The 12,161-nt window shown below is 44.3% G+C and carries 10 protein-coding genes; 7 read left to right on the top strand and 3 right to left on the bottom strand.

Features of this window, described 5'->3' with window-relative positions:
• Positions 1 to 939 (top strand): LL-diaminopimelate aminotransferase (locus ACKPQ4_RS01080; RefSeq protein WP_407679362.1); only part of this gene is annotated, 939 nt, incomplete at its 5' end.
• 51 nt (positions 940 to 990) lie between these two features.
• Here ACKPQ4_RS01080 and ACKPQ4_RS01075 read toward each other — a convergent pair.
• Both ACKPQ4_RS01075 and ACKPQ4_RS01070 read right to left on the bottom strand, forming a co-directional pair.
• A complete protein-coding gene (locus ACKPQ4_RS01075) occupies positions 991 to 2,361 on the bottom strand; it encodes a tetratricopeptide repeat protein (RefSeq protein ID WP_407679361.1) in 1,371 nt (456 codons plus the stop codon).
• Between the two features lie 328 nt (positions 2,362 to 2,689).
• Complete coding sequence (locus tag ACKPQ4_RS01070) at positions 2,690 to 3,103, bottom strand: Minf_1886 family protein (protein ID WP_407679360.1); 414 nt, start codon at positions 3,101 to 3,103, stop codon at positions 2,690 to 2,692.
• Between the two features lie 69 nt (positions 3,104 to 3,172).
• Here ACKPQ4_RS01070 and ACKPQ4_RS01065 point away from each other — a divergent pair, with 69 nt between their 5' ends.
• The 3 genes from ACKPQ4_RS01065 (at position 3,173) to ACKPQ4_RS01055 (ending at position 5,228) form a co-directional block, all read left to right on the top strand.
• Positions 3,173 to 3,658 carry a helix-turn-helix domain-containing protein gene (locus ACKPQ4_RS01065; RefSeq protein WP_407679359.1) on the top strand — a complete coding sequence of 162 codons (486 nt, stop codon included), beginning with the start codon at positions 3,173 to 3,175 and terminating at the stop codon, positions 3,656 to 3,658.
• A 95-nt stretch (positions 3,659 to 3,753) separates the two neighbouring features.
• Complete coding sequence (gene fbaA / locus ACKPQ4_RS01060) at positions 3,754 to 4,821, top strand: class II fructose-bisphosphate aldolase (RefSeq protein WP_407679358.1); 1,068 nt, start codon at positions 3,754 to 3,756, stop codon at positions 4,819 to 4,821.
• A gap of 134 nt (positions 4,822 to 4,955) precedes the next feature.
• On the top strand, positions 4,956 to 5,228 hold the full coding sequence (locus tag ACKPQ4_RS01055; protein WP_407679357.1) for a hypothetical protein: 273 nt from the start codon (positions 4,956 to 4,958) through the stop codon (positions 5,226 to 5,228).
• A 12-nt stretch (positions 5,229 to 5,240) separates the two neighbouring features.
• Here the strand turns inward: ACKPQ4_RS01055 and ACKPQ4_RS01050 are convergent, their stop codons facing one another.
• Positions 5,241 to 7,232, bottom strand: a complete 1,992-nt coding sequence (locus ACKPQ4_RS01050; protein WP_407679356.1) for a thioredoxin domain-containing protein — start codon at positions 7,230 to 7,232, stop codon at positions 5,241 to 5,243.
• 112 nt (positions 7,233 to 7,344) lie between these two features.
• Here ACKPQ4_RS01050 and mutL point away from each other — a divergent pair, with 112 nt between their 5' ends.
• The 3 genes from mutL to glgP form a co-directional block, all read left to right on the top strand.
• The gene (mutL, locus tag ACKPQ4_RS01045; RefSeq protein WP_407679355.1) at positions 7,345 to 9,207 is read left to right on the top strand and encodes a DNA mismatch repair endonuclease MutL; all 1,863 of its coding nucleotides are present in this window, start codon (positions 7,345 to 7,347) and stop codon (positions 9,205 to 9,207) included.
• Between the two features lie 38 nt (positions 9,208 to 9,245).
• Positions 9,246 to 10,514 carry an aldose epimerase family protein gene (locus tag ACKPQ4_RS01040; protein ID WP_407679354.1) on the top strand — a complete coding sequence of 423 codons (1,269 nt, stop codon included), beginning with the start codon at positions 9,246 to 9,248 and terminating at the stop codon, positions 10,512 to 10,514.
• 102 nt (positions 10,515 to 10,616) lie between these two features.
• A partial coding sequence (gene glgP / locus ACKPQ4_RS01035; RefSeq protein WP_407679353.1) for a glycogen/starch/alpha-glucan family phosphorylase occupies positions 10,617 to 12,161 on the top strand: 1,545 nt, incomplete at its 3' end.

Below are 12,161 nucleotides of genomic sequence, written 5' to 3'. Positions count from 1 at the left end.
ATAGATCCTTCCGAAATTTTTGTGTCCGACGGGGCAAAGTCAGATTCTGCAAATATTCAGGGTATCTTTTCCCAGGACTGTGTGGTTGCGGTGCAGGACCCCGCCTATCCAGTCTATGTCGATAGCAACGTTATTTCCGGGCGTACTGGTTTGGCAGGTGAAGCCGGGTATGAAGGACTGGTTTACATGCCTTGTACCGAAGAGAATGGATTTTTCCCGGAACTTCCCGATCGCAAAGTCGACCTCATTTATATCTGCAGTCCCAATAACCCCACCGGAGCGGTGGCCACTAAGGAGCAGTTAAAATCTTTTGTGGACTACGCCAATGAGCATAAGGCAGTAATCTTCTTTGATTCCGCCTATGCCGCCTTTATTACCGATCCTTCTCTTCCCCGTTCCATTTATGAAATTGAAGGGGCGGAGAAATGCGCCATCGAGATGAACAGTTTTTCCAAAACCGCAGGGTTTACTGGGGTTCGTCTTGCTTGGACTATTGTTCCCAAAGCCCTACAAACTGAGGATTCGGAGCCTGGCAAAGCACATGCCCTGTGGACTCGTCGTCAAAACACTTTTTTTAACGGTGCTTCGAATGTGGTACAAGCAGGTGGCCTGGCCGCCTTATCGAAAGAGGGAAGGGAACAAACTGATGCACAGGTAGCATTTTACCTGGAAAATGCCCGCATCATTAACGAAGGGTTAAAATCTCTGGGCATTATCACTTATGGCGGAGGTAATGCTCCTTATGTCTGGTTAAAGACACCGGGTGGTCTTTCTTCCTGGGACTTTTTCGACAAACTTCTTGGCGAGTGCCATGTTGTGGGCACGCCAGGTTCAGGATTCGGGCCGGCAGGGGAGGGTTTCTTCCGTCTCAGTGCATTTGGACACCGCGAAAATGTTGAAAAAGCAGTCTCTTCGATTAAAGAAAGCTTACAAATTTAAAAAACTTACTCCCGACTTTTCTACTGCTAAAGGCAGAACAATCGGCAGAGTTTATTTGTTAAATTGTTTGGCTATTCGTAGATAGCGGTTGGATTCGTTGTCTCCTAAAAGTAAGGATTGGGAAAGCCATTCCTCTGCTTTGTTGTAATCTTGTTTGGTTCCTTGGCCGAGGAAGTGCATAATGCCAACATAACGTATTGCTTGCGGGTCTTTATCGAGGGAAGCCTTGAGGAAGTTCTCACGGGCTTTGTCAAATTCCTGTCTTTTGTAGTGGAGTAATCCTAATTCGCGAAGTGCATCCGCCCTTCCTTGACCGGCAATTTCTTTCAGCATCTTTTTGGCGACTTTTTCATTATTATGAATAGTCAGCATCTCAAGAGCCATTTGCACTGGATCGGAAGAAGGACCAGGATTTACTTTTCTGGGCATGGGAATTCGAGTACTACGATATTTTTTTGCTTTTTTATCCTTGTTTGGTGGCACGATCGATTCCTGAGCAAGATTGCTAACCGCTCTTTTTTCACCTGCAGGGATAGATGAACTCCGAGGGGGTATTTTTACCAAGAGGTTTTCAAAGCGTCTTAATTGCAACGCTGCTTCTGAGGAGCCTGCGTTTGCGGCTTGTCTCAGCCATTGAACTCCATGATCAAGGTTTCGTTCGATACCGTCGCCGAGTGAAAGCTTCATGCCCAAGGTAAGTTGTGCCATGACTAAACCTTGGTCAGCAGCTGCCCGGATCCAACGGTTGGCAAAATCATTATTTCTTGAAATTCCATCTCCCGTTGAATAAGCCATTCCCAAATAAAACATGCCAAGCGGCAATCTTTGACGAGAGGCCAATGAACACCAAGAAATTGCTTCTTTAGGGTCTCGAGATACCCCGATTCCAGTAAAATAGATCATTCCTAAGGTTGCCTGAGCGGTAGCCAATCCTTGGTCAGCTGCTCTTTCCAGGTTGCGCATTCCTTTTTCAATATTTCTCGGAGGGTTGTCGATTTCCATTAAACCTACGCAAAATAAAGCAATCGGATCTTTGGCTTTTGCTAAATCTCTTAGGTTAGAATGGAGGTAGGCTTCGTCATACAAAAATTGCCCACGTTCTACTTTGTTTCTTTCCAACTCGATGGATGCGAGTACAGCCATGGCAATTCCACCGTCCTGATTAGCAGCAAGTTTAGCCCATCGCTCAGATTCGCCTAAATCAACAGGTAGTCCTTTTTCTCCGTATTTATAATACAAGGCAAGCGTTCCTTGGTAATATTTATCACCTTCCAACGCTTTCGACTGTACAAAAGAAAGATCCTTATTAAGGACCGAGCCCGAAGAAAAACAGGCAAAAAAGATACCCCCCAAGATGAAAACAAATTGTAAATTTATGGGAAGAGAAAAAATATGGTCTGTATTTTGACCTTTAATGGGCATAAGAGTTTCTCCTTTTTTAAGATTATGAAGAATTGCGCAAGGTCAAATAACTTGATCTACTTTTGAGAGTGGTGAGTAAAGACTTTTTAAATTGTCGTATTTGTGATTTTGAATGGCACCGAAAGGACGGGGAACAGTGTCCTGTTTGCGCTACGAAGACAAACGAAGAGGAAGTGTCGGAATACCAAGCGGGGGGGCTTTTCGGTACTGGGGAAAAGGCTGGGCGAGTCTCTTTATACTACCAGGCAATTGGGCTACTTGCCCTCGTTTATTTCCTGTACTTTATCTTTGGAAATTAAAGCCTGGGCTAAGAAAAAAATCAGTTCGCTTAGTTATTCTCTGGCGGTGATTGTTTTTTAGACTTTGGGAGGAATGGATCAACGAAGGCTTGCTCGAAGTTATAACCACCTTCAAAATCTTCAAGGGAATCGTTCTCGGTACGTCCCAAAATACCGTGTTCTACAAGATTAAAAACGATTTCACCAAAATCTCGGCATTTCCGTACATTCCAATGATCCATCAAGGTCAAAGTCATTGGTCCAAACCGATCGAGAGCATACTCACGAATGCCTTCAAGTAGTTCATTTCCCGAAACATGACCGCCTTTGCCTTGGCTGTTTTTCTCCATGGACTTAAGTGTGTGATCAAGCGCTTCCCGGATAAAATAATAAGCCCCTTTTCCAAATCGGTTATCTTGGTCATGAATTTCTCGAATTACATCTGGAAAGTTTTTGTCGCTCATCTAATCGATATAAGTTAAATAATAAACCTTTCCATAAGCTTAAATCCACTTCCCAAGCAAACTCAATTTATGAAAATCTCTTACTCTGTGGCGAAAGACCGTGCCTCACCTCATTGCATTTCTTGGACTTATCGAAAGAAAAGACACCGTAAATATTTCCGTACCCGTATTGATGCGTTTAGCTTTAGGAATCAAAAAGAATTGGAACTCGGAGTAAAAGACCGAGAAGCTATAGAGAATGAAGTAATTTTTATGGTTCTATCGGAAATAAAAGACAAATTACTAGGATTAGATGAAAGAATTTCAAAGATGGAGGAGTCTCTTATCGACCAGCAGGAATCAATGCGGGAAATCCGTAAGCCGCCTGCACCCAAAATCCTTAAAATCACAGAGGCTGCTAAAGTTTTACGAATTTCCAGAAGAAAACTTTACTACCTACTCGATAAAAAAGTCTTCAAGAAATACAAACTTCCCCACACGCGGACGACTTTTATCAAATTGGACGAAGTGGAAAAGGCTCTGGGTTCTTCAAATATTGAAGATTTGCTGAATTGAGGATTTACTTTCCCCATTAGCTTAACAATTTTTCTTTGCTAGCAAGCTGAACTTGTGGCAAAAAACGAATACATTCTTTAACTACTATTTAATCTATGAGTAAAAAATTCCCAGGAGGAGTGGCAACTGGAGACGCTGTTCAAGCGATCTTTGATGATGCCAAAGAAAATGAATACGCCTTGCCCGCAGTCAATGTGGTCAACAGCCACACGGTAAATGCCGTTTTGGAAACTGCGGCCGCGGTAAATTCGCCGGTTATGGTTCAGTTCTCCAATGGTGGCGGGCAGTTCTTTGCCGGTAAAAGCCTCGACAATGAGGGACAAAAAGCAGCCGTCTTAGGTTCTGTCTCTGGTGCTATGCATGTACACGCTATGGCTGAAGCCTACGATGTGCCTGTCATTTTGCATACGGATCATGCGGCTAGAAAATTACTTCCATGGATTGATGGTTTGCTCGATGCCAGTGAAAGGTTTCATCAAAAAGAAGGAAAGTCCCTTTACAGTTCTCACATGCTCGATCTTTCAGAAGAACCGATTGATGATAACCTTGGAACCTGCAAGGAGTATTTCGAACGGATGAACCAAATGGATATGACCATTGAGATTGAACTCGGAGTAACCGGAGGAGAGGAGGATGGAGTGGATAACACAGAGATTGATAGTGCTCGTCTTTACACGCAGCCTGAAGAAGTTAACCAAGCCTATGAAATTCTTTCCGCAGTTAGTAGTCGTTTCACTGTGGCTGCCGCTTTTGGAAATGTGCACGGTGTTTACAAGCCAGGAAATGTTGAATTAACACCTGTTATCCTAAAAAACTCTCAAGAATTCGTGAAGGAAAAACACGGCTTGTCGGGTAAGCCGATCGACTTTGTTTTTCATGGTGGTTCCGGTTCTTCACGTGAACAAATTCGCGAAGCAATTGGTTATGGAGTCATAAAAATGAATTTGGATACAGATATGCAGTGGGCATTCTGGGATGGTGTTCATGGATACTACAATAAAAATAAGGATTACTTGCAGGCTCAATTGGGTAATCCCGAAGGAGATGAAAAGCCTAACAAGAAATTTTACGATCCGCGGGCTTGGTTGCGTGCCGGGGAGGTTACTTTTGTCGAACGCCTTAGGCGTTCTTTTGAAGACCTTAATTGTATTAACCGCAATTAATTGATCTTTGTTGTATTAAAAATGAAGCCCCTCCGTTGTTGAGGGGCTTTTTTGTTTATCGATGAAGTGTTTAATCAGTACAGATAAGCATTTTATGCTTTGCCATGACCCCATTTAACCATAAAAAAGGATTTATGAGCGACACTAATGAACCCAACCTTCCTAAGCGCGTGGTACGCACCATTACTTTAACCGAGGACGACCTCAACATGCTTGACGAGATCGAAAGAGTACTTTCCAAAACTGGGCAACGCGTGAAGACAGACTCGAAACTAATACGAGCGGCCATCAATGTGGCTTCTAGGGTACTACATGGTAAAACTTATGATGTGAATGAAATTGCAGAAAAAGTGGTTCGTGAGGATGGAAGGTCCCTCAGTAAATTAATTGCCAAGAAAAAGCCTTAGGTTCTTCTGGTTTTAGAGCCAAATCTTGTCAATTATAGCTTGGGCGGATGTAGCTGGAGTTTGGATCATATTTTGGTTATTTAATAATTTTACTTCCTCACTTTTTTTAAGAAAAATTAGTCGGTAGGGCTTTTTTTGCATCGATAAGGTAACTTCTTGGATAATCGATTCTGGTGCAGTAAATGTTAGTGTACCCACAGTAGCTTCAGTAATGGCACACAGAGCATGGCCAATGCCATCAGGTGTTTGTTGGGCAAGTTTGGGATAAGCACCTAATGCCTCGCTGTATTCTTGATTCCACTTTTTACGATTTTCCCCCAGTATCCCGAGAAGGTGAAAGCAACGCATGATAGATGAGTTGCCAGAGGGCGTGGCATGGTCATACCAAGGTTTTTTCGAAACCGGACCACTATCTTTCATCTGCGTTGCAGTAGTGTAAAATCCGGCCAAAGCTGGATCTTTAAATTTTTCGACCGCAAAACTTATTAAGGTTTCGGCTTTTTCAATCCAAATCTCGTTGCCACCCAGCCCGAATCCTTCACAAACAGAAGCAAAGTTCAAAACGGCTTCAGCCCAGAGGGTATAATCCTCTAAGCAGGCCCATGAACTTTTTTTGTTATTTGGATACAACAACGAAGAAACGGAACCGTCAGGTTGAGAAAAGGAATTTTCCATCCAATTGAGTAAATCTACCGCCTTTCTTATGCAAATTTGATCACCCAAAGCAACACCGGCATCCAAGTAGGCCCGGGCAAGCAGAGCATGCTGGAAGCAGGAACGTTTTTCATCACGTTTAGGACTGGTTAGCTTTTTCCGGTCCATGCGTAACTCGTTAAAAATCTCCTCTTGTCTTTCAAAAGATAACCGCTCTTTATCGACTAACCTGGGTAAGAATAGGGGGTCTGGAGATTTGGCGAATGTTCCCCATAACTCTTCAAGTTGTTTTCCTTGAGCCTTGCCCAAGGCTTCATAAAGTTCACTTTCAGTCCAAAGGTAGTGAGCTCCTTCCATTTCATTGGTTTCCGCAGAAAGAGAACTAGCGTACCCTTTATCTGGGGATCCCATTTCCCGCTCAATCCATTCCAGGGTTTTCAAAATTATTTTTTGATCTCTAGGGTTCTGAAATTTTCTTAATGAACGGGAATAGGTCGAAACAAGTAAAGCATTGTCCGATAACATTTTTTCAAAATGTGGTGATTTCCACTCCCGGTCCAAGCAGTAGCGAAAGAAACCTCCGTTTACATGATCAAATAAAGCTCCGTTAGCCATAGCTCCCAGAGTGTGCTTGATGCACGAATCTAGTTTCTTGGAAAATCCGGTATTCTGACGGACTGTCTGTGCCTCTCCCAAAGAAAAAAGAAAATCAACCTTCATGGGGGAAGGGAACTTTGGGGCGGGAGTAAATCCTCCCCATTCATCGTCATGGGATTGGCAGAGGCTTTCTCCTGCCTGAATCAGAATATCAGCTTTCCACTCCCGCGGGTCTGATAGAAATGAATTGTTGGTGTGGAGGAGATTTTCCAATGCGTTTTTTCCATTTTCCTCTAATTCATGACGACCTTTACGGAAATGTTCGGCAATTCGCATGAGCACCTGTGGCCAAGGGGCAATCCCCTGACCATTATCTTCCTTGGGGAAATAAGTTCCACACCAAAATGGAGCTCCGTCTGGCAGGCAAAATGCGTGCAGGGGCCAGCCTGCTGACTGATTGAACATCCGAGCAGCTTCCATATAAAAAAGATCCAAATCAGGTCGTTCTTCCCGATCAACTTTTATGCATACAAAATGTCGATTCATGATCGATGCAACATAGGAGTCTTCATAATTCTCCCGGGACATTTGACGGCACCAATGACAGGACGAATAACCGATGGAAACAATAACTGGTTTGTCGGTTTGTTTGGCCAGTTGAAAGGCAGTTTTTCCCCAGGGTTGCCAGTCTACGGGTTGTTCTGACAATTCCTGTAGGTAAGGGCTCGATTGATTGTTAAGTAAGTTGGGCATCAGAAAAAAATGGGACAATTTCTTATGACAAAGAAATCAAAGCTTCCCAAGCATCAATACTTGGAAGTTTTTTCCCATTGTCGATTGGGAGGTTCAAGCTTACGTAAGAAGGGTGCCTGAAATTCGTATTCTATCTGACCAAGTAGCCAACCAAATAGCGGCGGGTGAAGTTGTCGAGCGTCCGGTAGCTGTGCTCAAAGAACTGGTTGAAAATAGTTTGGATGCAGGTGCCCAAAAGATCGAGATCGAGTTTCGCAACGGTGGGAAGTCTTATTTGCGGGTCGAGGATGACGGTATGGGAATGAACCCCGATCAAGCACTTCTTGCCTTGGAACGGCATGCCACCAGTAAGATTCGAAAGGCGAGTGATTTGAACAAAGTGGGAACCTTTGGTTTTCGTGGTGAAGCCTTGCCATCAATTGCCAGTGTTAGTCGTTTTGTTATACGCACCCGTCCAGTCTCTTCTAATGAGGGCACGGAAATTTTTATCAACGGTGGAAAAATGATACATTGTAAGGATTGTGGAATGCCCCCTGGTACGCGGGTCGAAGTTTCTCACTTGTTTAACTCTGTTCCCGGTCGGAGAAAGTTTTTAAAAACCGAAGTTACAGAAGCAACGCACCTCATACATATGGCAAAGCTCTATGCTTTGGCTCATCCTTCTGTTACCTTTACCCTCATTGAAGGCGGGCGTACTGTTTTTCGTTCCCCTGCTTGCGATAGTCCTGCCGATCGTGTTCGCGAAATTTTTGGTCGTGGATTGGCGGAGTCCTTAACTCCGATGGATGCTCAAGAGAATGATCTACGGTTGTCCGGCCTTTTGGGTAAACCTGGACAAAGCCGTTCCACCCGCAAGGAAATGATATTTTTCGTAAATCGAAGGCCTGTGGATAGTCGAACTATATCCTATGCGGTGATTGAAGCTTTTCATACTTTTGTACCCAAGGGCAGGTTTCCTCCAGCCATCCTTTTTTTGGAGATTGATCCAGCAGTTGTCGATGTAAATGTCCATCCCTCCAAGCGAGAAATCCGTTTTCGAGACGATCCCAAAGTGAGATCCTTTATTCTTAACAGTGTACTGGCTCACAACCGAGCCATGGCATCTCCGTCCTCAGAATTTAAACCCGCATTGCCTGTTGTTGAATACGAGGAAGAAAACGGCCGGCAAGTCCCTAAGATCGACTCCCAGGCCTTAGCGCTATTTGGTCAGAGCAAAATAATCGAGGAAAGCCAGCCAAAATCTAACAGCTTACAGGAAACTCCATGTCCTAAAGAAGAAACGATAAAAGATGATCAGCCTGATTTAAGTGATGGGGACAATAAGAAAATTCTTCCATCACCTTCGTCTGCTGAAATTATTCCCCGAACCATGGTGGGTAATCGAAGAGATCCTGGTGCAGAATGGAGGTTTTTGGATTGTCCGCATGGAGACTTAGCTGTGTTTTCCACTCTTCAGGGAGTGGTTGCTCTTCACGTACGAGCGGCCTATGAGCGTGTACGTTTCGAACAATTGGAGGACAGTCTTCGTGATCATTCAAGTGTGGCATCGCAATCTCTTTTGCTACCTGAACCCCTTGAGTTTGATGGAATTGACCGTGCCAGCTTAGAAGTTAGTCTAGTTAAGTTGCGTGAGTTAGGATTTGTGCTCGAGGAGTTTGGCCGTAATTTCTATCGACTCGAAGGTTGCCCGCATTGGATCGATCCGGAATATGCGGTTCGTTACCTCCATGACTTTCTTGAAATTGCTCGAGAAAACGGGGGTGCTATTCAAGTCGAATCATTTGTTCGGCAAGCCCTTGAGCGTCAGGTTAATTATAGAGACGAAACAAAGGATGATTTTTCGGACGATGAAATAATGGATTTGGCGAACCGTCTTTTGAGTTGTAGAAACCCGTATGTATGTCCACAGGGACGACCGATTTACTTTGAAATTCCTACCCGGGATTTTGAGAATCGTTTTAAGCGAAAACTTTAAATCTTATCCATTCATTCATCAAACCATGTGCAAATCATATGAAAATAAAATCCATCCTTCATTCTTCTCTTTTCCTTCTCTTTCTTTTTTCGAGTTTTTCTTGTTCGCAGAGCGAAATTGGTCGGAATGCATCCGAGAAATTAAAAAGTGGTACCAATTATATTTCGGAGAAAAGCAGGCAAGCTTATCAATCGAGCAAGCAAGCCCTTGGTCTTAAGGAAATAGAACCACCCAAATCCTCCAAGCCCATGACAGTATCCAAAAGAGTATTTGGAATATTGCCCGATGGTACCAAGGTCCATGAATTTCGCATGATAAACGAGAATGGGATGGAAGTGAGTGTTCTTGAATATGGAGCTGCCATTCGCGATCTTATTGTAAAGGACAGGGGCGGAAAAAAAGCGAATGTTTCCCTGGGTTTTCCAAACCTTGAGGTTTACCTTGAGAAAAGCCCATATTTCGGATGTATCGCTGGTCGCTATGCTAATCGAATCGCTGGGGGGAAATTCACTTTGGATGGTGAAGTTTACCAGTTAGCCACCAATAATGGGCCTAACCATCTTCACGGGGGAGATAAGGGTTTTGATAAACGTGTATGGGTGGGCAAGCCTCTTGAGAGTGGTCTTGGTGTAAGCCTTTCTTATCGCAGTCCAGATGGAGAAGAGGGATACCCGGGATCACTTGCCACTACTGTGATTTATTCTTTATCAGAGGATGATAAATTAAGTGTAGAGATCGAGGCGGTTACTGATAAAGCCACCGTGATAAACCTGACCAATCATACATACTTCAACCTTGCGGGGGAGGGCGACCCAACCATTCTGGATCACCTTTTGACCTTGCCGGGTAGTTCCATTGTAGCCACGGATTCCACGAATATCCCCACTTCTTTTCAACATGTTGGTGGCACCCCTTTTGATTTTAGGTATCCCACACTGATCGGCACACGAATCGAGGGAGACCATACACAACTAATTGTTGGAAAAGGATACGACCACACTTGGGTGGTTCCTCCAACCGAGGAGAGCTTGGCTCATGCGGCAACTCTGAAAGATCCCTCAAGCGGGAGAGTGCTCAAATTGTATACCGATCAACCTGGAGTCCAGTTTTACAGCGGTAACTACCTGGACGGAACTTTGACTGGTTCTGGGGGGCAGCCTTATCCCTTGCGCTCGGGGTTATGCCTTGAACCCCAGTTTTATCCAGATAGCCCGAATCATCAGGGTGAATCGGGTTGGCAATCCTGTGTGCTTCGTCCAGGCGAAACTTACCGTCATCTATCCGTTTACGAATTCTCGACCGAATAAAGCTAGTTTTTCCCGATTACAGGGAAAAAGAATCGTATTTTTATTTGAAAAAGATTACTTTGGCACACTTCGTGCCAATCTCTTTATGTCCCTTTTTTATTCATGACTAAATTAAAAGAAGCTTCTTCCGAATCGACCTCCTCAAACTCTGAGCACTCATTGGTTGAGGAATTAAAAGATTCCATTCTTCAACAACTCAAACTCAACCTTGCCCGCAGCAAGGATGCAGCATCTTCTCAGGAAGTATGGGCAGCAGTGTGCCTTGCAGTCAGGGAGAGGATAATGGAACAATATATTCAGACCCAAAAAGCTCACTTGGATGCAGATTCCCGGCGTATTCACTACCTGAGTTTGGAATACTTGATGGGACGTTTGTTAAATGCGAATCTTTGCAATTTAGGCATTAGGGAATCCCTCGATCAGGCTTTAAACGAATTGGGCTTTGAATTGCCTGAACTTTGTGAGGAGGAACATGATATGGGGTTGGGGAATGGAGGCTTGGGTCGTTTAGCCGCTTGTTTTCTTGATTCCATGGCAACGATGGACCTTCCTGCCATCGGATACGGTATTCATTACCAGTATGGATTGTTTAAACAAGAGTTTGAAGACGGGCGGCAAATAGAAAAACCGGATGATTGGCGTCGTTTTGGAAACCCCTGGGAAATTGCCCGTCCCCAATTTATTCAAAAAGTAAAGCTCTACGGCCATGTGGAGCACGACTATGATGACCGTGGGAATTATCGACCCCGGTGGGTTGGTGCACGCGTAGTGGACGGCTTGCCATTTGATGTTGCCATCGTCGGATACGGGGCAAAAACAGTAAATTTTTTAAGGCTTTGGGAATCTAAGGCATCTGAAGAATTTGACTTGGATATCTTTAATCAGGGTGGATATGTAGAGGCTGTTCGTGAAAAAGCAACGGTCGAAACGATATCCAAAGTCCTCTACCCGAATGACGAAACCGAGAGTGGCAAAGAGCTTCGCTTGGTTCAGCAATATTTTTTCGTTTCCTGCTCATTGCGGGATATGATTGCAAGGTATCAAAGGAGTCATAAGGGCTGGGAGTCATTTACTGAAAAGGTGGTTGTACAACTTAACGACACCCATCCCGCGGTTGCTATTCTTGAACTTCTTAGGATTTTAGTGGACGAGGAAGAAATGCAATGGGAGCAGGCTTGGGATATCGTCCGGCGAACTTTTGCTTACACCAATCATACCTTACTCCCAGAGGCTTTGGAAACTTGGAGTGAGGGCTTGTTTGCCAAAGTTTTGCCAAGGCATTACGATTTGGTTTTGGAGGTAAATCGACGCTTTCTGGATCAGGAAATTGAAAAAATTGCACCGGGAGACGCTGGTCGAAAGCACCGTATGGCCATCGTTGCCGACGGACAGATCCGTATGGCTCATTTATCAGTAGTGGGCAGCCATTCAGTCAATGGAGTTGCTGCCTTGCATACTAAATTATTAAAGGAGAGATTGCTTCGCGAATTTGCCGAGTTGTATCCCGATCGTTTCAATAACAAGACGAACGGAATTACTCCCCGGCGCTGGTTGATCGGGTGCAATCCAGAACTTGCTGATCTTGTCAACTCTACCATTGGTTCGGAATGGATAACTGATGCCTCTTTACTTCGAGGCTTAGAGAAA

Source organism: Candidatus Chordibacter forsetii (genome assembly GCF_964187505.1).
GTDB classification, from domain to species: Bacteria; Verrucomicrobiota; Verrucomicrobiia; order Opitutales; family Seribacteraceae; genus Chordibacter; species Chordibacter forsetii.
Note: the sequence above shows the minus strand (reverse complement) of the source record. Positions and strands in the feature narration are given on the sequence as shown.